We start from the raw sequence: 23,795 nt of genomic DNA, 5'->3' as shown, positions 1-23,795 counted from the left end.
CCCCCCCCCCCCCCCCCCCCCCCCCCCCCCCCCCCCCCCCCCCCCCCCCCCCCCCCCCCCCCCCCCACTACCGCAGGGCGGCTAACCGCCCTGCTTTGCCGCATAGTCCTGCGCCTGGCGCATCACCCGCAGCAGGTTGCCGCCCCAGATGGCGGCGATCTGTTGTTCGCTGTACCCCTTGCGCAGCAGCCACGCGGTGATCTTCGGCAGCTGGCTGACATCGGGCAGGTCGCTCAGACCACCACCGCCATCCCAGTCCAGACCGATGCCGACGTGCTCGGGGCCGACCACCTTCAGGATGTGCTCGAAATGGGCGAAGAAGTCGTCCAGGCTGGCGTGGCGCACCGGGTGTTCGTGGTCCAGTGCCTGCTCGGCCTTCTGCAGCGCCACGCCCTGTTCGATGGTCATGCCTTCCCAGCCACCCAGCTGCTTGCTCAGGGCTTCTTCGGCCTGCTTGCGCTCGGGCGACTTGGCGGTGTCGATCAGGTAGCCGCCATACGCGTTCACCTGGATCACCCCGCCAGCCTTGGCCAGCTTGCGCAGGCGCGCGTCATCAAGATTGCGTGGGTGGTCGTAGACCGCCTTGGCCGAGCTGTGCGACAGCACGAACGGCACCGGCATCATCGCCAGCAGATCGTCGAACACGGCATCGGAGGCGTGCGACTGGTCGATGACGATGCCCAGCTTCACCGCCTCGCGCACCAGGTCCTTGCCAGCCGGGCTCAGGCCCTTCCATTCAGCCCCCTTGGGATCGGTGGCCGAATCGGCGAACTCGTTGTTGGCGAAGTGCACGGTGCTGAGCAGGCGCAGGCCCGCACGGTGATAGAACGACAGCAGGCTGGGGTCGGCCACCAGCGGACTGGCGTTCTCCATGCTGATGTAGACCACGCGCTTGCCGGCCACCTTGATCCGCGCCGCGTCATCGGCGGTCAGCGCCAATGCGAAGCGCTCGGGATTGGCGGCCAGCATCTGCCGGATCTCCAGCAACCGCTGCAGGCCGTGGTCGCGCTCGGCCAGATGCGCGGCGGCCGTGCGGTCGCCCTGGTCGGTATAGATCGCCCAGAAGCCGCCATCAAGCGCACCTTCGACCATGCGCGGGTAGTCCACCTGCGAGAGTGCGTTGCGGTCGTGCCGCTGCTCGATGTCGAAGCCGTCGCGGCCGAAGTTGGCCGGCGTATCCAAGTGGCTGTCCAGGGTCAGCAGGCGCTGCTGCAGTGCCTTGGCACGGGCCAGCTCCTGCGTGCTGAAGTCGATGGCATGGGCGGACAGCGGCGCACTCAGCGCCAGGGCGAGCAGCAGGGACAGGCGACGCAACGACGGCATGGGCATCCACCGGCAATGGGAAGGACACGACCATAGCGCCGCGACGGCCAACGCCGGTAGTGCCGTATTGATCCGCCAGCTCCATTACACTCGCCGGCAGCCGATAAATCAGCGTGCAGCACCGCGTGCTGCGTCGACCATGGAATGGAAGCATCGATGTCGAACTCCCAGCCTCCGGCGCTGCCCGTGCAGGGCCAGGCGCCTGTCCCCGCCAACACGGTCACCGTCGAGCAGCTCAAGCGTGATGTGCTGCCAACGTTGTTTGCCGGGCGTACCGACATCGGCCGCTATGGCCCGGCCGACCTGGCCAGCGCCAGCGCCGAGCCGGCCTGGCAGGATGGCAGCGCCAACGCACTGGCCCAGGCGCTTGCCGAACTGGTCAGCCGGCTGTCCGAACACGATCCCAATGCGCTGCTGCAGCGCGCGGGATGGTGGGAGCGGTTCACCGGTGCCGATATCGAAGAACGCCTGCGCCGTCGCATTGCCATGGGCAGCAACGGCGATGTCCTGGCCAGGATCGAGCGCGAAGCCATTGCCGTGCGGGCCAGCGTCGATCGACTGGATGCGCAGCTGCTCGAGCATGACGTGCAGGGGGTGCGACTGCAGGTGTACATCGATGCAGGCGTGCAGTTCCTGCAGGAGCTGCCAGCGGCCGTCGACAGCGACGATGGCGCGCCGGTGCTCGACCGTCCGGTCGAGCGGCTGCAACGCCGCGTAGCCAACCTGACCGCGCTGCTGGCCAGCCATTCGATGAGCCGGATGCAGGTGCAGCTGGCACGCAGCCATGCCATCGACCTGCTGGACCGTTACAGCGAGACGGTGCAGATCCTGCTGCCGATCTGGCGCCAGACCATCCAGGCGCTGCACAACAGCGACAACGCCAGCCCGCAGATGATCGCCAGCGCGGCCCAGGCACAGGACCAGCTGAAACAGGCCCTGCAGCAGTTGCTGCGCACATCGACGGTGCCGGCATGAGCGCGCCGGTACGCGATCCGCTGCAGATCCCGCCGGATCTGCAGGCGCGGGTGGAAGCTGTTCCGGGCCTGCGCGCGTTCTACCGGCGGGCCTCGCTGCTGCGGGTCTTCGGCCTGGCCTGCCTTCCGCTGGCGGCAACGGCGCTGTCCTACATGGCGCTGGCATTTACCGGCACCGAGCTGGGCCCCCCGTCGTGGGCACAGGTGCCGGCCGGCTATGGGTCGAAGGACACGGGCAGGCAGTTGCTCATCCTGCTGGTCATGACCCCCTTGCTGCTGGTGTGGATGTTCTTCGGCGTGCGCGACCTGCTCAGCCGCCATCGCCTTCGCCGCTTCGCCTGGTCATTCGCGCTGGGTTCGATGCTGCTGTGCGGTGCCTGGGGAAGCATGGGCATCACCGCACCCGCCATCGGCCAGGGCGATCGCCTCGACCATCGCCAGCTGGACGCGCTGATCGCCAGTCCAGACTTCAGCGGCTTCAGCCCCCAGTGGCAGGCCTATCTGCGTGCACAGCAGGAGCTTCCCTACGGCGTCGCCTCGTCGGCCGTGGTCGCCACTGCCCGTGCGTTGGCCAATGGCGAAGACATCGGTGTTCCGGTATCGCCGGCAATGCAGTCCCGCTTCGAGAAGGCAGCAGGGCTGCCCCGCTCTGAACGGTCGCAGCGATGGCATCGCCAGCGTCTGCTGGGCTGGCTTCTGTTCGACGTCGGCTGGGTGCTCGCGCTGCTCGCGGTACCGGCGCTGCTTGCATTGGGTGCGGTGGCGATCGTGCTCGGCCACCATCTGCGGCGCAGGTCCGAAGTGATCAACGGGTTGCTGCAGCAGCTGCAGCCGGTTCCTGCGCCGCCACGCGCGCAGCCCTGAGGCTGGCGCGCGGGGGCAGTCTTCGGCGCAGTGTGGGGGAGCCGGGCATCGCCCGGCTCCTCACCCCGTAGGTCAGTCCACCACGCGGCAGAACACGGCCTTCAGGTAACGCGATTCCTGCACGTGGGCCATGAACGGATGGTCCGGGCCGGCGCCGGCCACCTTCAGGATCTGGATGGTGCGGCCGGAGAAGTACGCCGCACGACGCAGCATGTCCAGGAACTGGTCCTCGGCCACCAGGCCGGTGCAGGAGAACGTGGCGAACAGGCCACCGGGCTTGACCACGCCCAGCGCCAGCTTGTTCATGTCCAGGTACTTCTTCAGCGCGGTGATCACCTGGTCGCGGTCGCGGGTCATCTTCGCCGGGTCCAGGATCACCACGTCGTACTGCTCACCGCGGTTGGCCGCATCGCGCAGCCACGGGAAGATGTCGGACTGGACGAACTTCGGGCGCACGTTGTTCAGACGTGAATTGCCCTTGGCGATCTGGATGACGTCCTCATCGATGTCGATGCCGACCACTTCCGATGCACCGCGCGCGGCCGCGTACACGGCGAAACCGCCGGTGTTGCAGCACAGGTCGAGCACGCTCTTGCCTTCCACCTGCTGGCTCAGCCACTCACGGTTCTCGCGCTGGTCGGCGAAGAAACCGGTCTTGTGCGCACCGGCCGGGTCGGCGCGGAACTTGATGCCGTACTCGGTGATCACCGACGCTTCGGTGGTGGTGTTGCCGTGGAAATCGAAGCTTTCCTGCTTCTGCACGTGTTCGTCGGCGAAGCTGTGGAAGCGGCAACCCGGGAACTGTTCACGCAGGGCTTCGTAGATCCATTCGCGGTGGCGGAACATGCCGGCGGCGAAGAACTCCACCACTACCAGGTCGCCGTAGCGGTCGACCACCAGACCGGACAGGCCATCGCCCTCGCTGTGCACCACGCGCCAGGCGTCGGACACCGCATCGAGCTTCAGCACCTCACGACGCAGCGACACCGCCTGGGCGATCTTGCGCGAGAACCAGCCGGCATCCAGCGGGATCTGCGGGTCGGTTTCGAGGATGCGTACGGCAATACGCGAATGCCCGTTGTAGAAGCCACGGCCGATGAACTCGCCATCCACGCCGACGACATCGACGAGGGAGCCGGGCTTGGGCCGGACGGTCGGCTTCTCGACCAGTTTCTGGAAGATCCACGGGTGGCTGGAACGCCACGCGTTCTTGAGGCGGACAACGGGAAGGGGGGTATTCATCCACCTATTGTAAACCGGGCGCCGGGGTCAGATCCCCACAGGGGCTCTGACCCCTTGGTCGTTGTGGGAATGGGGTCGGAGCCCCCTGCGGGGATCCGACCCCGGCCAGCATTTGACGCCGGCCCGGCCAGGCCGCAGAATCGGCGGCAGAAGGGGAGTAGCTCCCAGACGTTGTCGCCGTCAATTCGAGCCCGCAGGCTCCGGTGCAACGGCAGTTCCGGCCCATCGGAACTGCGAGCGAGACCTTCGCCGTACTGGCGAAGCTCTGTCCCTGGATCCCCTCCCGATCCTCCGTTGCAGATCCTCGCCGTCCGGCTTGAGGCATTTTTCATTTCCCAACGGACAAACCCATGCAGACGATCGGTAATTTGTGGTTGTGGGGCGGCTTCGCAGCGGTGGTGGTCATCGCCCTGCTGGTCGACCTCGTATTGATGCGCCACGGTGGCCCGCACAAGGTCACTTTCAAGGAAGCCCTGTGGTGGTCCATCGGCTGGGTCGCGCTGGCGCTGGCCTTCAACGGCGGCCTCTGGTTCTACCTGAACGAGACCGCCGGCCAAGTCGTGGCCAACAAGGTCGGCCTGGAGTTCCTGACCGGCTATCTGGTCGAGAAGGCGCTGGCGGTGGACAACATCTTTGTCTTCCTGATGATCATGAGCTACTTCGCGGTGCCGGAGGAACAGCGCCAGAAGGTGCTGATCATCGGCATCCTGGGTGCGATCGTGCTGCGTACGATCATGATCTTCGCCGGTAGCGTGCTGATCACCCAGTTCCACTGGCTGCTCTATGTATTCGGCGCCTTCCTGCTCTTCACCGGCTGGAAGATGTGGTTCGCCGCGGGCCAGGAGCCTGACCTGGAAGCCAACCCGGCCCTGCGCTGGATGCGCAAGCACCTGCGCCTGCTGCCGGACTACGAAGGCAACGCGATGAGCGTCAAGCGCGACGGCGTGCGCTGGTTCACCCCGCTGTTCGCGGTGCTGATCCTGATCGCGGTGACCGACGTGATCTTCGCGGTGGACAGCATCCCGGCGATCTTCGCGATCACCACCGACCCGTTCATCGTGCTGACCTCCAACGTGTTCGCGGTGCTCGGCCTGCGTGCGATGTTCTTCCTGCTGGCCGGCATGGCCGACCGCTTCCACCTGCTGCCGTACGGCCTGGCCCTGGTGCTGGCCTTCATCGGCATCAAGATGATGATCATCGACCTGTTCAAGATCCCGACCCCGATCTCGCTGGGCGTGGTCGCGGTGATCATCGCCGCCACGGTGGTACTGAGCCTGAAGAACCCGCCGAAGGAAGGCGGCGCCTGATCCTGGCCGATTGAACGCTGCGGCCGGTGGATTGTCCCGCCGGTCGCAGCCACTCTCCCGCGGCGGTGGCCTTGGTTTCGCGCCGGCCACCGCCATTGCTGAGGGTATGAACACGAACGCGCCCCTGCCCGCCGGCGACGCGCCGGCCGCCCGCAACGACCGCACGCGCATCCTGCGCGCCTTCAATGCCAGCCTGGCCGCCGTGCTGGTGCTGGTGGCCGTGTTCGCCCTGCAGGACCATTTCGACTGGCGGCCCTGGGCGGTCGCACCGTTGGAAGCCAAGGGCCTGCTTGGCCTGATCGGCGGACCGCTGCTGCATGGCTCGGTCGAACACATCGCCGCCAACAGCTTCGCCATCCTGATCCTCGGCACCCTGGCCGGCAGCGTCTATCCCAAAGCCACGCTGCGCGCCCTGCCCCTGCTGTGGCTGGGCTCGGGCATCGGTGCGTGGATGCTCGGCAACCCCGGCAGCTTCCATCTCGGCGCCAGTGGCGTCACCCACGGCCTGATGTTCCTGCTGGCCAGCCTTGGCCTGCTGCGCCGCGACCGCGCGGCGATCGCCACCGGGCTGATCGGCATGCTGTTCTACGGCGGCATGTTGATGACCGTGCTGCCGCATGCCGACGGTGTGTCCTGGCAGTCGCACATGGGCGGAGCCTTCGCCGGCATCATCGCCGCGCTGCTGTTCCGCAACGCCGACCCGCTGCCGCCGCGCCCGCGTTACAGCTGGGAGGACGAGGAAGACGAGGTCGAGCCGCTGGCCGATGACGAACTCGAGCCGCCGTCGCCGCAGCGCGTGCCGGTGCTGTGGCAGCCGCGCGAAGGGCAGGACTATGTGGTGATCCCGTTCCGCCGGCCGGAAGACCCGCGCGGTTGATCGGGTGGATACGCCGGGCATGGCCCGGCGCTACCGCTTCTGGATGCCTCTGGTAGCGCCGGGCCATGCCCGGCGGCATTGACGCCGGTCAGTCCGCCGCGTTCGCCGCCGCGCCCATTCCATCCACCGCCTGCCGGCCCAATGCCGGGTCATCGGTGAAGAAGGCATCGATGCCGGTCGCCAGGTAGGCACGCATCTCCGCGATCGACCCCTCCGCGTTGCGCGCATTGTCCGCGCCCTTGCGCAGGTTGCTGGCCTGGAAGTGGTTCTCCGGGCGGAAGGTGTACGGGATCACCATCAGGCCCACCGCATGCGCATCACGCACCAGCGCCGTCGGCGTGCCCAGCGCACCGTTGGCATCCAGCGGGATGATCGAGCGCAGCTCCGGGCCGATGCCGTCGGCATAGGCCGCGATGTCCTTCAGCCCCGCCGGGGTCATCATCTGCGCATAGGTCAGCGCGCCGCCGGCCTTGGCGATGTCGGCCGGCTGGGTATCGCCCTTCCACAGCAGCTGCAACAGGCGGATGTTGCTGCCACGCGGGATCTTGCCGCGCAGGTAGCGCAGGTTGGCCGTCTCGAACGACTGGATGGTGACCGGGCCGACGTTGGTATAGGCGTTGCCGCGCAGCGCGGCCAGCAGCGTGTCTTCCATCGGCAGGCCGATCGACTGGAAGTAGGTCGGGTGCTTGATCTCCGGCACCAGGCCGATGCCACGGTTGGCACGACCGGCCTGCTGGACCAGGAACGCCAGGATCTCGTCCAGGCTGGCAATGCGGAACTGGCCGTCGTAGGCAGTGCTGCGGAACTCCGGCAGGCGCTCGCGGGCGTACAGCGTCTTCAGCTCGGCCAGGGTGAAGTCTTCGGTGAACCAGCCTTCGACCGTCTGCCCGTCGATGACCTTGCGGGTCTTCCGCTTCGCGAATTCCTTGTGCTCGGCCACATCGGTTGTGCCACCGATCTCGTTCTCATGGCGGGCCACCATCACCCCGTCCTTGGTCATCACCAGGTCCGGTTCGATGTAATCGGCACCGTCGGCGATGGCCTGCGCATAGGCCGCCAGCGTGTGCTCGGGCAGCAGCGCGCTTGCACCGCGGTGGCCGTAGACCGACACCTTGTGTGCGGCCGGAGGGGAGGATTCAGCACTCATGGCCACCGATGGTGCCACGGCCAGCGACAACAGCAACGCACGACCCCACGACTTCACTGCGACTTCCCCAAGCGGTTTGTGATGGGCGTCAGTATGCGGCGGGAATGTGACAGGTTGGGGGAGCTGATTTCCCTGGATTGCCGGCCAGCGGCCGGCACTACCAAGGCCTACTTGCCGATGCAGAAGCTGGAGAAAATCCTGCCCAGCAGATCATCGGCACTCATCTGCCCGGTGATTTCGCCCAGCGCGTCGTGCGCCAGACGCAGCTCCTCGGCCGCCAGCTCCAGGTGCTCGTGCACCAGCTCGCCATCCGCCCGCTGCGCGTGTTCCTGTGCGCGTTCGATCGCATCGACGTGGCGGGTGCGTGCGGAGAATTCGCCCTCCACCTGCTCCCCTGCCCCGGCCGAAGCGATCGAACGCAGGCGCGCATGCAGCTCGTCCAGTCCCGCGCCGGTGGCAGCGGAGACGAACACGCGGTCCGGGTCGTCCCGCACCGGCATCGCATCCAACAGATCCGACTTGTTGTGGATGTAGACCTTGTGCGGCACCGCCAGTACCGCTTCGCCGATCGCGGCTTCGCCGGCTGCCGGATCGCGTGCATCCAGCACGATCAACGCCAGGTCGGTGCGCTCGATCTCCGCGCGCGCGCGACGCATGCCTTCGCGTTCGATGGCATCGCCACCGTCGCGCAGGCCGGCGGTATCGACCAGGGTCAGTTCCAGCCCATCCAGGCGGATGGTCTCGCGCAGCGTGTCACGGGTCGTGCCGGCGATGTCGGTGACGATGGCACGCTCGCTACCGGCCAGCGCGTTCAACAGCGAACTCTTGCCGGCATTCGGTGGGCCGATCAGCACCGCATGCAGGCCATCGCGCAGACGACGGCCACGCTCTGCGTCGCGACGCAGCAGGGCCAGATCGCTGCGCGCCTGTTCCAGGCCACGCCGCACCTGTGCACCGCCGAGTGTGTCCAGCGATTCGTCGGCGAAATCGATGGCTGCTTCCACATGGATGCGCAGCAGCACCAGCTGTTCGACCACCGCCTCGATGCGGCGCGAGAACACGCCGTCCAGTGAACGTCGTGCCGCGCGCGCCGCGCGGTTGTCCCCGGCCGCGATCAGATCGGCGATGGCTTCGGCCTGTGCCAGGTCGAGCTTGCCGTTGAGAAACGCGCGCTCACTGAACTCGCCGGGCCGCGCCTGCCGCGCCCCCAATGCGATGCAGCGTGCGACCAGCTGCTGCAGCAGTACCGGGCTGCCATGGCCCTGCAGTTCCACCACTTCTTCGCCGGTGAAGCTGTTCGGCGCCGGGAACCACAGCACGATGCCATCGTCGATCACCTCACCGTCTGCATCGCGCAGGCGCGCGTAGTGCGCATGCCGCGGGCGCAACGTCGGTGCGCCGAGCGCGTTGGAAATCGCTGCGGCGCGTGGGCCTGACAGGCGCAGCAGGCCGACGCCGCCCGCACCGGGTGCGCTGGCAATGGCCACGATGGTTTCGGTGCGCTTCATATCGTTCATCGCTCAGAGCTTCTCCAGCTGCGCGCGGGCCTGCGCCGCACCACTGCCCTGCGGCTGCAGCGCCAGGTAGGTGGTGTAGGCCTGCTTCGCCTTGGCCTTGTCGCCTGCGTGGAAGTACGCGTCACCCAGATTCAGATGGGCCACCGCGCGTGACGGATCGATCTTCAGTGTGTTCTCCAGCCAACGCGCCGCTTCGGCGTAGCGTTGCTGGCGGTAGTAGACGAAGCCGAGGTTGTTGGCCGCCTGGGCAAAATCCGGGCGCAGCTTCAGCGCCTCGGCGAACTGCACGGCGGCTTCGTCGTAGCGCTTCTCGCGGTACAGCTGCAGGCCACGGTCGTTGGCCTGCTGCGAGCGCTGGCGGTCCGAGGCCGGTCCGGCCGTCGGCACCACCAGCTTGGCCTTGCCGCCCTGCAGGTCGGCCACGGTCACTGGCGCTTCACTGTTCTTGGCGTCCTGGGCAGCGTCGACCTTGTTGTTCAGGGCGATCGCATCGGCAGTCAGCTGGCGCGTATCGGCGTTGAGGTATTCCTGGCTGTCCGGCACCTGGAACACGAACTCGCCCCCCTGCGAGCCGGGCAGGCTGCCGAACGCCGGCGTCTGCTGCGACACCGCCGACACCGCCGGCGCCACATAGGCGGCCAGCTCGGTACCGGTGATCAGGCCATCGCCATTGAGATCGCCCTTGCCAGCCAATGCCTGCAGCAACACCCAGGTGAACACCGAGTGGCCGTTCGGGCCGGCATCGGCCACCTGCTGGTCGGCACCGCCGGCGGTCAGCATCTGCCGCGCGCTGCGGCGTGCGTTCTCGCGCAGGAACGACGATGACGACGGGCCGCCGCGGGTCAGGCCCAGACCGCTGTAGCAGGCATCCATCACGAACATCACATGCTTGGCCTGCATGCTCTCGGCGATGTTCTGGATGTCGGTCATCGCGATGGCATCGGTGGCGAATTCCTTCGGGTCCGAATCAACCGGAATGATGTAGCCGAGGTCGCGCCCGGATGCCAGCTGACGGGTAGCACCGTGGCCGGCGAAGAACACGAACACGCGATCATTCCTGCCGGTGCGGTCGTCGGACAGCCGGTCGTGGAAGGCGGCCAGGATGTTGTTGCGGGTGGCCTGCTCGTTCTTCAGCACGATCACCTGCGAGGACGGGAAGCCGAACTGCCCGGTCAGCGTATCGGCCACGGCCTGGGCATCGTGGCTGGCGTATTCCAGCTTCGGCCACTTGGCGTAGTTGTCGATGCCGACCACGATCGCCCACGATTTTTCATAGCCGGTGGTGACGGTGGCATCGCGGTCGCTGCCCTTGCGCGGTCGGGCGACGCTGAAGTCGCGGCCATTCCAGCCGGCGAACTGGTAGCCGTCGGCGATCAGCCGGTCCAGGATCTGCGGCAGTGCCTTCACCGCGCGGTCGTGGATATCGTGGAACAGGATGATGCCGCGCTGCTCCTTGTTCACCTGGTCGAGCACGCGCTGCACGATCGATTCAGGCACCGGGTCGGCCCAGTCCATCGAATCGATGTTCCACATGATCGACTTCAGGCCCGCCTCGTTGAGCAGCTGCAGGCCTTCGGCGTTGCGTGCGCCATACGGGAAGCGGAACAGCGGCGCGCGCTTGCTGTCCACGTCCTTCAGCAGGGTGTCGGTGTCCAGCACCTGCTGGCGCAGCGCATCGCCGGTGGTGCGCGACAGCTGCGCATGGGTCAGGCTGTGGTTGCCGACGGCGTAGCCCTCTTCCATCAGGTTGCGGCTGATCTTCGCCATCGGCCCGAGGCTGACCTTGCCGTCGGTGTCGACCTTGCCCAGGTTGCGACCGACCTCGAAGAACACGCCCGGTACGTCGTAGCGCTTGAGGATGGCCACCACTTCATCGGTATAGGCCTTGTGCGGGCCATCGTCGAAGGTCAGCACCACCGTCTTCGGCGGCAGGTCGCGGCCGAAAATCTCGCGGTCGCTGTCCTTCATCGACATCGGGTACGGCTCGATCACGCCGTAGTCGCGCAGGATCGCTTCGCGGCTGTAGTCCTTGTGCAGGTGCGCGATGTAGTCGTCCCACTTCTCGCGCTTCAGTTCGATGGCACGGGTGCGCTCGAAGCGGCTGAAGATGCGGGTCAGTTCCTGGTTGTAGTTGCGCTCGATCTCGTCCAGCGCCTCCAGATCTTCACCGATGCGCTGGTGCAGCTTCACCGCCGGCAACGAGGAATCGGCGCCGATGCGTTCGTGCAGGTCACGCAGCACCTCGCGGAACGCCAGGCGATCGGCATCGAACAGTTCGGGCGCCGACTCGATGTAATCCAGCACCGTGCCCAGGGTAGCGAAGCGCTGCGGCCTGGTGCCGCGCAGCAGGGTGTCGAACTGCGTGGCAATGGCGCCGCGCTGTTCCAGGCCATCGTGGAACAGCTGCTGGCCGATGCGGGTGGAGGTGGTGCGATCGGCCGCGGACTGCTGTTCCTCATCGGCCAGCAGCACGATGATCCGTCGATAGCCGTCGAGCTGCTTCTGCAATGCGCCCAGCAACGGCGCGGCGGCCGGGTCGGCGGCAGCGGCAGCCTGTGCGCTCGGCTGGGTAACCGCCGCCGGTGCCTGCGCGTCCTTGTCGCCACAGCCAGCCACGAGCAGGGTCAACAGCAGGCTGGGCAGAAACAGGCGGAACGACGGCGCACGCGGCATGGCGGACTCGAACAAAGGGGAATGGTGTGCCGGCGATTCTAACGCCGCATGCGAAAAGCCCGCCTTGCGGCGGGCCTTTGCTGGGTCAGCCGGCCAGCGGCCGGCGCTACCCGTCGGCGCAGACGCGCCTTACTTTTTCTTGGCCGGAGCGGTGGCTGCCGTGGCCGGCACCGGATCGCTGCCGTGGCGCTTGGTCATCCACCACTGCTGCAGCAGGCCCAGGCCACCGTTGACCACCCAGTACAGGACCAGGCCGGACGGCATGAAGGCCATCATGACGCCGAACACCAGCGGCATGAACTGCATCATCTTCTGCTGCATCGGGTCCATGCCCGGTGCCGGCGTCAGCTTCTGGGTGAACCACATCACCGCTACGTTGATTACCGGCAGGATGAAGTACGGGTCACGGGCGGTCAGGTCCTGGATCCAGCCGAACCAGGGCGCCTGGCGCAGTTCGACCGATTCCACCAGCACCCAGTACAGGGCGAAGAAGATCGGCATCTGGATGAGGATCGGCAGACAGCCGCCCATCGGATTGATCTTTTCCTTCTTGTACAGCTCCATCATCGCGGTCTGGAACTTCTGGCGGTCATCGCCATAGCGTTCCTTCAGCTGTGCGATGCGCGGCTGGAAGCGACGCATTTTGGCGCCACTCTTGTACTGCGTCGCCGACAGCGGGTACAGCACGATCTTCAGCAGCACCACCAGGCCGACGATGGCCCAGCCCCAGTTGCCCACCAGCTTGTGCACCTGGTTGAGCACCCAGAACAGGCCCTGGCCGATCACCGCCATCATCGAGAAGCGGCTGTAGTCGACCACACGGTCCAGACCCGGCACGTCTTCCTTGGCGATCAGGTTGACCAGCTTCGGGCCGACCCACAGGCGAGCCTCGGTGCTGGTGGACTGGCCCGGGGCCACGGTGAAGGCCGGGCCACGCGCTTCGATCAGGTCACGACCGGCCACCTGCGACAGCACGTAGTGTGCGGTCTGGTCCTTCTGCGGGATCCAGGCGGTGAAGAAGTGGTGCTGCAGCATCGCCAGCCAGCCGCCGGTGATGTTCTGGTTCAGCGCGCCATCGTCCAGGTAATCCTTGAACGCACGACGCTGGTACTTCTTGTCGTTGTCGTACCAGGTGGCACCGTTGAAGCTGAACGAGTCCGGATTGGTCATGCTCCGCGACAGGATCGTCGGGCTGCGGTCCAGGGTGCGATAGACGTAGCCGTTCCACGGCGCGGCGCCGGCATTGCTGACTTCATCCTTGAAGCGGATCGCATACTCGTTGCGGCCCACGATCAGGGTGCGCTTGATGGTCACGCCGTTGTCGGCGGTCCATACGAACGGAACCTGCAGTTCGTTCTGGCCCTTGGCCAGCACGAAGTCGCGGGTGTCACCGACCAGCTTGAAGCCGTCGGCACCCGGCACCGGGGTGTTCTTGTCTTCGCTGGCCCAGCCGCTGATCGCGCTGTAGGGATGCGCGGGATCTTCGGTCAGCAGGCGCACCGGCGGGCTGCCTTCGTCCTTGCTCTGCGGGAACTGCAGCAGTTCGGCGTCGAGCACGCGGCCGCCATCGAGCTTCAGGCGCAGCACGTCGGTGGTGATGGTCACGGTCTGTGCGGACGGGGTGGCGCTGGCCTGGGCCTGTGCAGCGGCCTGACCCGGGGCACCGGGAACCTGCGCGCTGGGGATGCTGCCCGGGGACGCGCCGGGGACGCTCTGGGCGGCGGCCGGGGCCGAGCTGGTCGTCGGCGCCGGGGTCGGGGCGGACTTCTCACGGCTCCACTCCATCCACAGCAGCACGGCCACCATCAGCCAGGCAAAGATCAGGAAAACACGGGTCTGGTTCATCAGCAGGCAGGCTCAGCGGGGCCGGGACGCGGTGCCGGCTCGGTGACGGAGGAAATGGCAATGCCATCAGGCGGCGGCATTGTGCCGTCCACGCCCGGCGCGGGCAATGCGCGCAGGCGCCGCAGCAGGCGCAGGAAGGCCTGGCGGATATCTTCGTTGCTGGCATGACGCGCAGCAGTACGAGCCACGACGACGAAGTCGCCTGGCTGTATGTCGGTTCGTGTCTGACGCAAGGCGTCGCGCAGGACGCGCTTGATCCGGTTACGCCCAACGGCGTGAGGATCGACCTTGCGGGAAACCGCCAGACCCAGCCTGGCCGGCCGGTCAGCCGGTAGCCAGTGCAGGGTCATCAGCGGATCGGACACACGGCGGGCGCCGTTGAAGACCGTTGAATATTCGGCACGCGTGCGAACCCGCGCAGAGCGAGGGAATCGCTTGCGCGGGTCTGCAGTATTCACTGTCGAATGGATTGCGTCTGCCGCTGGATGCGGCATGGCAATCAGGCGCTCAGGACTTTGCGGCCCTTGGCGCGGCGACGCGACAGGATCTTGCGGCCGTCAGCGGTCTTCATACGGGCACGGAAGCCGTGGTCGCGCTTACGCTTGAGGTTGCTGGGCTGGAAGGTGCGCTTGGTGGCCATGTGGGCCTCTCGTATGAATGGGACGGAAAGAACCGGAAATTTTAGAGAGGTGTCCCCCCTCCCGTCAACCCCTGTCTGCTACGCCAATTCACCGGGCTGTGCAATAGCTGTGGATCTTTTTGTGAATAAGTAGGGGACAAGCATTCCGAAGGCGGGCGCTCGGTGGTAGGCTGAGCCATCCATTTCCCCCCTTTCAGGCCTGTGTTTGGGCGCCTTTTCGCGCCTATGCATCGGCCACCGGACAATTATTGCTGATGGATGCCTGGTCACGTAGTCTCGAGCGACTCGAGGCGGAGTTCCCGCCCGAGGATGTTCACACCTGGTTGAAGCCGCTGCAGGCAGATCTGCGCGCTGACAGCCTGGTGCTGTATGCACCGAATGCCTTCATTGTCGATCAGGTGCGCGAACTGTACCTGCCGCGGATCCGCGAGCTGGTCACCCACTTTGCCGGTTTCGGCGACGTATTTCTTGAAATCGGCTCGCGTCCGCGGCCCGTGGACGCGCAGATCGCGCCGGTTTCCAGCCATTCGGCGCAGGCGCCGGTGCAGCCGCAGGTCCCCTTTGCCGGCAACCTGGACAACCACTACACCTTCGCCAACTTCGTGGAAGGCCGCAGCAACCAGTTGGGCCTGGCCGCAGCATTCCAGGCGGCGCAGAAGCCGGGCGACCGCGCGCACAATCCGCTGCTGCTGTACGGGGGCACAGGCCTGGGCAAGACCCACCTGATGTTCGCCGCCGGCAACGCGATGCGTCAGGCCAATCCGGCCGCCAAGGTGCTGTACCTGCGTTCGGAACAGTTCTTCAGCGCGATGATCCGGGCCTTGCAGGAAAAGACCATGGATCAGTTCAAGCGCCAGTTCCAGCAGGTCGACGCGCTGCTGATCGATGACATCCAGTTCTTCGCCGGCAAGGATCGCACCCAGGAAGAGTTCTTCCACACCTTCAACGCGTTGTTCGATGGCAAGCAGCAGATCATCCTGACCTGCGACCGCTATCCGCGCGAAGTCGAAGGCCTGGAAGCGCGCCTGAAGTCGCGGCTTGCCTGGGGCCTGTCGGTCGCCATCGAGCCGCCGGACTTCGAGACCCGCGCTGCGATCGTGCTGGCCAAGGCCCGCGAGCGTGGTGCCGAGATTCCCGATGACGTTGCGTTCCTGATTGCCAAGAAGATGCGCTCCAATGTGCGCGACCTCGAGGGTGCGCTGAATACCCTGACCGCCCGCGCCAATTTCACCGGCCGTGCGATCACCACCGAATTCGCCCAGGAAACCCTGCGCGACCTGCTGCGCGCTCAGCAGCAGGCGATCAGCATTCCCAACATCCAGAAAACCGTTGCCGATTACTACGGGCTGCAGATCAAGGATCTGCTGTCCAAGCGTCGGACCCGGTCGCTGGCCCGTCCGCGCCAGGTTGCAATGGCGCTGACCAAGGAACTGACCGAACACAGCCTGCCCGAAATCGGCGACGCCTTTGCCGGTCGCGATCACACCACGGTGCTGCATGCCTGCCGGCAGATCCGCACCCTGATGGAAGCCGACGGCAAGCTCCGCGAGGACTGGGACAAGCTGATCCGGAAGCTGAGCGAATGATGCACGTACGCCGATGAGGCGTCACCGCATAAAACGGTGCAGAATCCGGTAGCAAGCGCGGGACAGGGTGTGGATAAAAATGCCGTTGGATTTCCCGGAAGATTTATCCACAGCTTTCCCCACCCCTTGGGGGCTGGTAATGCAGAGGGTTTCGAAGCCTGAAACCCATTTGTTTACAAAGACTTAGCTGTGTTTTCCAGCGATTCTGGCTCTACCAGCACCACCAAGCTTTTGATTTATTCCACATTTTTTTAAAGCATAGGGGCACGGAACCACATGCGTTTCACACTGCAGCGCGAAGCCTTTCTCAAGCCGTTGGCACAGGTCGTCAACGTGGTCGAACGCCGCCAGACCCTTCCGGTTCTGGCCAATTTCCTGGTGCAGGTGCAGAACGGCCAGCTGTCGCTGACCGGTACCGACCTGGAAGTGGAGATGGTGTCGCGGATCGCGGTTGAAGATGCCCAGGACGGCGAAACCACCATTCCCGCCCGCAAGCTGTTCGAGATCATCCGCGCCCTGCCTGATGGCAGCCGGATCACCGTCTCGCAGACCGGTGACAAGATCACCGTGCAGGCAGGACGCAGCCGCTTCACCCTGGCCACCCTGCCCTCCAACGACTTCCCGTCGGTGGACGAAGTGGAAGCCACCGAGCGTGTTGCGATCGGCGAAGCAACCCTGAAGGAGCTGATCGAGCGCACTGCGTTCGCGATGGCCCAGCAGGACGTGCGCTATTACCTCAACGGCCTGCTGTTCGACCTGCGCGGAGATGCGCTGCGCACTGTCGCCACCGACGGTCATCGGCTGGCCCTGTGCGAAACCGATCTGGCCAAGCCCAGCGGTTCCAAGCGCCAGATCATCGTGCCGCGCAAGGGCGTGACCGAGTTGCAGCGCCTGCTGGAAAGCGGTGATCGCGAGATCGAACTGGAAGTCGGCCGTAGCCACGTTCGCGTGAAGCGCGACGATGTGACCTTCACTTCGAAGCTGATCGACGGTCGCTTCCCGGATTACGAGGCAGTGATTCCGATTGGTGCCGACCGCGAGGTGAAGGTTGATCGCGAAGCACTGCGTGCCTCGCTGCAGCGTGCTGCGATCCTGTCCAACGAGAAGTACCGCGGCATCCGCGTGGAAGTTTCGCCGGGCAACCTGAAGATCAGCGCGCACAACCCGGAGCAGGAAGAAGCCCAGGAAGAGATCGAGGCCGACACCACGGTTAGCGACCTGGCCATCGGCTTCAACGTGAACTACCTGCTGGATGCCCTCTCCGCCCTGCGCGACGAAGAAGTGATCATCCAGCTGCGCGATTCCAATTCCTCGGCGCTGGTGCGCGAATCCAGCAGCGAGAAGTCGCGTCATGTGGTGATGCCGTTGCGTCTCTGACAGCTGCGCCGTTCCACGTGGAACACATGGACGCCCGGGATCTCCCGGGCGTCTTTTTTTTGTTCCACGTGGAGCATCGTTGCGAATGCTACCGCCTCCCTCGTCGCTCCTTGCCGATGAGAGCATCCGCGTTGCCCTGATGGGTTGTCGGCGCATGGAACCCACGGTCCCGCGAAGCCAGCTGTGGAATCCACATGCTGAGATGACGAGACACGTTGGATATGAGCGCGCAGCGGGATCCGATCCAGCGGCTTCCGCTTGCGTGCTGACCTCTCTGTCCACAGGCCTCGTTCGTAGGAAGTCGGCGCTTCCCTAGCTTCTAAATCTGGGTATAAATCAAAAGCTTGGTGGTGATGGTAGGGCCAGATTTCATGTAAAAGTAGGCTATGTGTCTGTTTTAAAAAGCTTTTATAGGGTTGAAACCCCCTGTATATAGGCCATCAAGCCTGGGGGGGAACCTGTGGATAGTTTTACAGCCGAGGAAAAGTGCCTTTTTTATCCACAGTTCGCCCACACCTTGTGTATAAGTCATACAGACCCGCTGTGGATTGCGTGGAACTGCCGCTTTGAATTTCTTGAAATCTGTGGAACCTGGCAGGGGCCTTGGTCGCAGATTTCAAGAAATCTGGGGAGCACTGACTGCAATTTCGGTGTGGAGTCAGGCCATGAGCCGGGGAAACCGTCTTCGGAATGGCGAAATCTGGACGCCTTGAGCCTTGGCTTCCTGCCGGATTTGAACGATTTCGGCCACTGTCTCCGGCCGCCTGCATGCCGACAGGCCTCCGCCACGTGGAACCCGTGTTCTCCAAGGCTGCAACGCCCCGCTGATGCCGGTCCACGTCCGATCCACGCTGGCTGGCTTGACCAATGCAGTAAGCTGGGTGATTCCCCGCCCCTCTACCGCCATGTGCGGATGGTCTGTCGCATCCCATGCAGATTCGTCGTCTTGCCCTCCACCACTTGCGTCGTTTCGATGCGGTGGAGCTGTCGCCCCAGCCAGGGGTGAATCTGCTGACCGGTGACAACGGCGCTGGCAAGACCAGCGTCCTGGAAGCGTTGCATCTGATGGCCTATGGGCGGAGTTTCCGCGGGCGGGTACGCGATGGCTTGGTGCGTCAGGGCCATGAAGCCCTGGAAGTCTTCGTGGAATGGGACGAGCAACGCGGTGATCTGCCCGTGCAGAGGCGAAAAGCCGGGTTGCGGCATAGCGGGCAGGAGTGGAAGGGGCGGCTGGATGGCGAAGACGTCGCCCAACTCGGAAACCTGTGTGCCGCCCTGGCTGTGGTGACCTTTGAACCGGGCAGTCACGCCTTGGTGAGTGGTGGTGGCGAGCCGCGTCGGCGCTTTCTGGATTGGGGCCTGTTCCACGTGGAACCAGACTTCCTATCCTTGTGGCGGCGCTACTCGCGCGCGTTGAAGCAGCGCAATGCCCTGCTCAAGCAGGGCGGGCCGTCGCGGATGCTCGATACCTGGGATCACGAGCTGGCCGAGGCGGGAGAACCGCTGACCAGTCGTCGGCAGCACTACCTGGAGCGGCTGCAGTCCCGAACCATCGCCCTGGCCGAGGCACTGGCTCCGCAACTGGGAATCGTGGGCCTGAATCTGAATCCCGGCTGGCGCCGGCACGAGGTTCCGCTGGCAGATGCCCTTCTGCTGGCGCGCGATCGCGACCGTCAGGCGGGTTACACCTCGCTGGGCCCACACCGGGCGGACTGGAGCGTGGCGTTCCAGAGCATCCCGGGGCGCGATGCGCTGTCACGCGGCCAGGCCAAGCTCACCGCCCTCGCCTGTCTACTGGCCCAGGCGGAGGATTACGCCGAGCAGCGTGGCGAGTGGCCCGTCATCGCGCTCGACGATCTGGCCTCGGAGCTGGATCGCACACACCAGGCCCGGGTACTGCACCGCCTGTTGTCGGCACCGGCGCAGATATTCATCACTTCAACAGAAACGCCTGCAGCACTGGAGACTCTGAGCAACATCACCCGGTTCCACGTGGAACATGCACAGATCGTGGCTGTGCCATAGTGGGCACGGCAAGGCCGCTCAGCCCCGGCTGGTATAATTCAGGCTGCTATCCCTTCATTCTCGGCACATCGCTCAAAGCGGTGTCCGACCTGCGGAGCCTACGGCAAGCGCAATGACCGACGAACAGAACACCCCGGCAAACAACGGCAACTACGACGCCAACAGCATTACGGCCCTGGAAGGCCTGGAGGCTGTCCGCAAGCGCCCAGGTATGTACATCGGCGACGTCCATGACGGCACCGGCCTGCATCACATGGTGTTCGAGGTCGTCGACAACTCGATCGACGAAGCCCTCGCCGGCCATGCCGACCACGTGTCGGTGACGATCCATGCCGACGGCTCGGTCGGAGTGTCCGACAACGGTCGCGGCATTCCGACGGGCAAGCACGAGCAGATGAGCAAGAAGCTCGACCGCGACGTGTCTGCAGCCGAAGTCGTGATGACGGTCCTGCACGCAGGCGGCAAGTTCGACGACAACAGCTACAAGGTTTCCGGCGGCCTGCATGGCGTGGGCGTCAGCGTGGTCAACGCGCTGTCGCAGAAGCTGGTCCTGGATATCTACCAGGGCGGTTTCCACTACCAGCAGGAATACGCCGACGGCGCAGCACTGCATCCGCTCAAGCAGGTCGGTCCCAGCACCAAGCGCGGTACCACCCTGCGCTTCTGGCCGTCGGTAAAGGCTTTCCACGACAACGTGGAATTCCACTACGACATCCTGGCCCGTCGCCTGCGCGAACTGTCCTTCCTCAATTCCGGCGTCAAGATTGTGCTGGTGGACGAGCGTGGTGATGGCCGCCGCGACGACTTCCATTACGAGGGCGGCATCCGCAGCTTCGTGGAGCATCTGGCGCAGTTGAAGACGCCGTTGCACCCGAACGTGATCTCGGTAACCGGCGAATCCAACGGCATCACCGTGGAAGTGGCGCTGCAGTGGACCGACTCCTACCAGGAGACGATGTACTGCTTCACCAACAACATTCCGCAGAAGGACGGCGGTACGCACCTGGCCGGCTTCCGTGGCGCGTTGACCCGTGTGCTCAACAACTACATCGAGCAGAACGGCATCGCCAAGCAGGCCAAGATCAACCTGACCGGCGATGACATGCGCGAAGGCATGATCGCGGTGCTGTCGGTGAAGGTGCCGGACCCGAGCTTCTCCAGCCAGACCAAGGAAAAGCTGGTCAGCTCGGATGTGCGTCCGGCCGTGGAAAGCGCATTCGGCCAGCGCCTGGAAGAGTTCCTGCAGGAAAACCCGAACGAAGCCAAGGCCATCGCCGGCAAGATCGTCGACGCTGCCCGTGCCCGCGAAGCCGCGCGCAAGGCCCGCGACCTGACCCGCCGCAAGGGTGCGCTGGATATCGCCGGCCTGCCGGGCAAGCTGGCCGACTGCCAGGAAAAGGATCCGGCGCTGTCCGAACTGTTCATCGTCGAGGGTGACTCGGCAGGTGGTTCGGCCAAGCAGGGTCGTAACCGCAAGAACCAGGCGGTGCTGCCGCTGCGCGGCAAGATCCTCAACGTGGAACGTGCACGCTTCGACCGCATGCTGGCGTCCGACCAGGTGGGTACGCTGATCACCGCGCTGGGCACCGGCATCGGTCGCGACGAGTACAACCCGGACAAGCTGCGTTACCACAAGATCATCATCATGACCGACGCCGACGTCGACGGCGCGCACATCCGCACCCTGCTGCTGACGTTCTTCTACCGTCAGATGCCGGAGCTGATCGAGCGTGGTTATGTCTATATCGGCCTGCCGCCGTTGTACAAGATCAAGCAGGGCAAGCAGGAGCTGTACCTGAAGGACGATCCGGCGCTGGACAGCTATCTGGCCAGCAGCGCAGTGGAGAACGCGGGGCTGGTGCCGGCCAGCGGCGAGCCGCCGATCGATGGCGTGGCGCTGGAAAAGCTGCTGCTTGCCTACGCTGCCGCGCAGGACACGATCAACCGCAATACCCATCGTTACGACCGCAACCTGCTCGAAGCGCTGGTCGACTTCATGCCGTTGGAGCTGGAAAACCTGCGCAACGCAGGTCCCGGCGAAGGCCTGGACGCGCTGGCCAAGCACCTCAACCAGGGCAACCTCGGCAGCGCCCGTTTCACCCTGGAACTGCAGGAACCCAACGAGCAGCGTCCGGCTGCGGTGCTGGTCACGCGCAGCCACATGGGCGAACAGCACATCCAGGTGCTGCCGCTGTCCGCGCTTGAAAGCGGCGAGCTGCGTGGCATCCACCAGGCAGCGCAGCTGCTGCACGGTCTGGTCCGCGAAGGCGCGGTCATCACCCGTGGCGCCAAGTCGATCGAGATCGAGTCGTTCGCGCAGGCCCGCAACTGGCTGCTGGACGAAGCCAAGCGCGGCCGTCAGATCCAGCGATTCAAGGGTCTGGGCGAAATGAATCCGGAACAGCTGTGGGACACCACCGTCAATCCCGATACCCGTCGCCTGCTGCAGGTGCGTATCGAAGATGCGGTGGCCGCTGACCAGATCTTCAGCACCCTGATGGGTGATGTGGTCGAACCGCGCCGCGACTTCATCGAAGACAACGCGCTGAAGGTCGCCAACCTGGATATCTGACACAATCGGATGGTGGCCGGCGCGCGGGGAGGCGCGCCGGCTTTTGTCCCTTGATCGCAGGTAATCGATGTCCGCTTCCGCCCCGGTTTCCGCTCCGCCGCCGGTTCCACCGGCTACTGTCACGCCCCGCGCCTCCTCGCCGCTGGCGGGCTTCTTCATCGATCTGGGAATCGCGACAGTCGCCTTGTTCGGTCTGAGTGTCGTCTGCGGGGCGATATGGGGGCTCTACCGCAGCCTGCAGATCAGCGCGGCCAATGCGCAAGGCGCTGCCGCCGGTACTATCGCCTCTGTTGGCCAACCCGGTGCGCTGGGGCAGATCCTGATGGCATTGATCGCCACCGGTGGTGCGGCCCTGCTGGTCTATTTCTGGCGTCGCCCTGCCAATGCCGCCGAGCGCCAGCATTCGCGCCAGGCTCTGCAGCGACCTTCCACTTGGGGCTGGACTCTGCTGGTCGCCTTGCTGATCGTGCTGGGAAGCAACGGCATTGCCTTCCTTGCCAAGCAGATGGGCATCGAGCCGGTTCCCACCAATCTCGAACTGATGCAGAACGCGATTGCGCGTTTCCCTGTATTCCTGGCGCTGTTTGCAATCGTGCTGGCACCCGCCTACGAGGAACTGCTGTTCCGTCGCGTCCTGTTCGGGCGCCTCTGGCAGGCCGGGCGTCCATGGCTTGGCATTGTCCTCAGCAGCCTGGCCTTTGCCTTGGTCCATGAAGTGCCCGGGGTCAGCAAGAACTCCCTGCTCGGTACTGCCCAGCTATGGCTGGTCTATGGCGGCATGGGCGCCGCGTTCTGCTGGCTGTACCGCCGCACCGGCACCTTGTGGGCGGCGATCGCCGCCCATGCACTGAACAATGCCGTGGCGCTTGCGGCCCTGGTGTTTTTCGGGGCAACGTAAGGCTCTGTCCGCTTGACGAAAGATTAAGCAGACCCGTTACACACTGGGCTTCTGAACACGGGGGTGGGTCCATGAAACAACTGCTGCTGGCCATCGTCATCACCACTCTGGTCAGCGCCTGCGCGACCACCACTTCACCCACCGGCCGTCGGCAGATGGTGGGCGGTGTGTCGCAGGCGCAGCTGGACCAGCTGGGGGCGCAGGCGTTCGCCGAAACCAAGCAGAAAGAGAAGATCAGCAGCGACGGCCGCCAGAACGGCTACGTGCAATGCGTGGTCAACGCGCTCGTCGCACAACTGCCGCCTCAGTACCGTGGCGTACGGTGGGAAACGGCGGTGTTCGTCGACAAGGAACCAAACGCCTTCGCCCTGCCCGGCGGCAAGGTCGGGGTCAACACCGGCATCTTCAGCGTTGCCAAGAACCAGGATCAGCTGGCAGCGGTGATCGGCCATGAAATCGGCCACGTGATCGCCCGCCACCACGAAGAACGCATCACCCGGCAGATGGGCGCGCAGACCGGATTGGCGGTGCTGGGGGCGCTGGCCGGCGCCTATGGCGGCGAAGGCGCAGCCAGTACGGTCAACCAGCTGGGCGGGATGGGGGCGCAGACCGCGTTCCTGTTGCCCGGCTCACGCACCCAGGAGAGCGAGGCTGACGTGATCGGTCAGCGGTTGATGGCCGAGGCCGGATTCAACCCCGCCCAGGCCGTCGATCTGTGGCAGAACATGATGGCCGCCAGTGGCGGTCGCAGCCCGCAATGGTTGTCGACCCATCCCGATCCAGCCAATCGGATCAGGGAGTTGCAGCGTGATGTGCCGGCGCTCGGCCCCGTCTACCAGCAGGCGCAGGCGGCCGGACGCCGGCCAAAGTGTGGCTGAGTGCGCAGATTCATGCTGTATTGCAGCACATAAAACGATTTCTCACGCCA

Annotated in this window: 18 protein-coding genes; 10 read left to right on the top strand and 8 right to left on the bottom strand. The window is 65.1% G+C overall.

The window, feature by feature from the left end; translation table 11 throughout:
• Positions 1–81: 81 nt before the first annotated feature.
• Positions 82–1,323: a dipeptidase gene (locus AC3WTC_RS17555; RefSeq protein WP_154881291.1), complete on the bottom strand. Its 1,242-nt coding sequence runs from the start codon at positions 1,321–1,323 to the stop codon at positions 82–84.
• A 156-nt stretch (positions 1,324–1,479) separates the two neighbouring features.
• On the opposite strand from AC3WTC_RS17555, the gene AC3WTC_RS17550 reads away from it, so the two are divergent.
• Both AC3WTC_RS17550 and AC3WTC_RS17545 read left to right on the top strand, forming a co-directional pair.
• Entirely contained in the window at positions 1,480–2,298 is an 819-nt protein-coding gene (locus AC3WTC_RS17550) for a protein klaA (RefSeq protein ID WP_492712089.1), read from the top strand.
• A complete protein-coding gene (locus AC3WTC_RS17545; RefSeq protein WP_218788219.1) occupies positions 2,295–3,161 on the top strand; it encodes a hypothetical protein in 867 nt (288 codons plus the stop codon). Before AC3WTC_RS17550 ends, AC3WTC_RS17545 begins: the two co-directional genes overlap by 4 nt.
• Before the next feature lie 72 nt (positions 3,162–3,233).
• On the opposite strand, the gene AC3WTC_RS17540 is transcribed toward AC3WTC_RS17545, so the two are convergent.
• Entirely contained in the window at positions 3,234–4,403 is a 1,170-nt protein-coding gene (locus tag AC3WTC_RS17540) for a class I SAM-dependent rRNA methyltransferase (protein ID WP_059065710.1), read from the bottom strand.
• Positions 4,404–4,753: 350 nt separating this feature from the next.
• Here AC3WTC_RS17540 and AC3WTC_RS17535 point away from each other — a divergent pair, with 350 nt between their 5' ends.
• Both AC3WTC_RS17535 and AC3WTC_RS17530 read left to right on the top strand, forming a co-directional pair.
• On the top strand, positions 4,754–5,710 hold the full coding sequence (locus AC3WTC_RS17535; protein WP_025875596.1) for a TerC family protein: 957 nt from the start codon (positions 4,754–4,756) through the stop codon (positions 5,708–5,710).
• A gap of 106 nt (positions 5,711–5,816) precedes the next feature.
• The gene (locus tag AC3WTC_RS17530; RefSeq protein WP_025875594.1) at positions 5,817–6,587 is read left to right on the top strand and encodes a rhomboid family intramembrane serine protease; all 771 of its coding nucleotides are present in this window, start codon (positions 5,817–5,819) and stop codon (positions 6,585–6,587) included.
• Between the two features lie 88 nt (positions 6,588–6,675).
• Here AC3WTC_RS17530 and AC3WTC_RS17525 read toward each other — a convergent pair whose 3' ends face one another.
• The 6 genes from AC3WTC_RS17525 to rpmH all read right to left on the bottom strand — a co-directional run bounded on the left by AC3WTC_RS17525 (position 6,676) and on the right by rpmH (position 14,409).
• Positions 6,676–7,791: a glycerophosphodiester phosphodiesterase gene (locus tag AC3WTC_RS17525; protein WP_025875592.1), complete on the bottom strand. Its 1,116-nt coding sequence runs from the start codon at positions 7,789–7,791 to the stop codon at positions 6,676–6,678.
• A 110-nt stretch (positions 7,792–7,901) separates the two neighbouring features.
• Positions 7,902–9,251: a tRNA uridine-5-carboxymethylaminomethyl(34) synthesis GTPase MnmE gene (mnmE, locus tag AC3WTC_RS17520; protein WP_492712085.1), complete on the bottom strand. Its 1,350-nt coding sequence runs from the start codon at positions 9,249–9,251 to the stop codon at positions 7,902–7,904.
• A gap of 3 nt (positions 9,252–9,254) precedes the next feature.
• Positions 9,255–11,924, bottom strand: a complete 2,670-nt coding sequence (locus AC3WTC_RS17515) for a polysaccharide deacetylase family protein (protein ID WP_492712084.1) — start codon at positions 11,922–11,924, stop codon at positions 9,255–9,257.
• 129 nt (positions 11,925–12,053) lie between these two features.
• Positions 12,054–13,769: a membrane protein insertase YidC gene (gene yidC / locus AC3WTC_RS17510; protein WP_025875582.1), complete on the bottom strand. Its 1,716-nt coding sequence runs from the start codon at positions 13,767–13,769 to the stop codon at positions 12,054–12,056.
• Positions 13,769–14,263 carry a ribonuclease P protein component gene (rnpA, locus tag AC3WTC_RS17505; protein ID WP_025875580.1) on the bottom strand — a complete coding sequence of 165 codons (495 nt, stop codon included), beginning with the start codon at positions 14,261–14,263 and terminating at the stop codon, positions 13,769–13,771. Before rnpA ends, yidC begins: the two co-directional genes overlap by 1 nt.
• A 5-nt stretch (positions 14,264–14,268) precedes the next feature.
• Positions 14,269–14,409 (bottom strand): 50S ribosomal protein L34, encoded by a 141-nt coding sequence (rpmH, locus tag AC3WTC_RS17500; protein WP_006404565.1) that lies wholly within the window; start codon positions 14,407–14,409, stop codon positions 14,269–14,271.
• Positions 14,410–14,663: 254 nt separating this feature from the next.
• Between rpmH and dnaA the strand changes: the two genes are divergently transcribed.
• The 6 genes from dnaA (at position 14,664) to AC3WTC_RS17470 (ending at position 23,745) form a co-directional block, all read left to right on the top strand.
• Positions 14,664–15,995 (top strand): chromosomal replication initiator protein DnaA, encoded by a 1,332-nt coding sequence (dnaA, locus tag AC3WTC_RS17495; RefSeq protein ID WP_025875573.1) that lies wholly within the window; start codon positions 14,664–14,666, stop codon positions 15,993–15,995.
• A 276-nt stretch (positions 15,996–16,271) separates the two neighbouring features.
• Positions 16,272–17,372, top strand: a complete 1,101-nt coding sequence (gene dnaN, locus AC3WTC_RS17490; RefSeq protein ID WP_005411731.1) for a DNA polymerase III subunit beta — start codon at positions 16,272–16,274, stop codon at positions 17,370–17,372.
• Positions 17,373–18,302: 930 nt separating this feature from the next.
• A complete protein-coding gene (gene recF, locus AC3WTC_RS17485) occupies positions 18,303–19,397 on the top strand; it encodes a DNA replication/repair protein RecF (RefSeq protein ID WP_492712082.1) in 1,095 nt (364 codons plus the stop codon).
• A 112-nt stretch (positions 19,398–19,509) separates the two neighbouring features.
• Positions 19,510–21,969: a DNA topoisomerase (ATP-hydrolyzing) subunit B gene (gene gyrB / locus AC3WTC_RS17480; protein WP_032978484.1), complete on the top strand. Its 2,460-nt coding sequence runs from the start codon at positions 19,510–19,512 to the stop codon at positions 21,967–21,969.
• Positions 21,970–22,036: 67 nt separating this feature from the next.
• Positions 22,037–22,867, top strand: coding sequence for a CPBP family intramembrane glutamic endopeptidase (locus AC3WTC_RS17475; RefSeq protein ID WP_025875556.1), 831 nt, complete (start codon positions 22,037–22,039; stop codon positions 22,865–22,867).
• Positions 22,868–22,938: 71 nt separating this feature from the next.
• The gene (locus AC3WTC_RS17470) at positions 22,939–23,745 is read left to right on the top strand and encodes a M48 family metallopeptidase (protein WP_025875555.1); all 807 of its coding nucleotides are present in this window, start codon (positions 22,939–22,941) and stop codon (positions 23,743–23,745) included.
• Positions 23,746–23,795: the final 50 nt, after the last annotated feature.

The sequence above is a fragment of the Stenotrophomonas sp. FW305-C-20-S1 genome (assembly GCF_058783335.1).
Note: the sequence above shows the minus strand (reverse complement) of the source record. Positions and strands in the feature narration are given on the sequence as shown.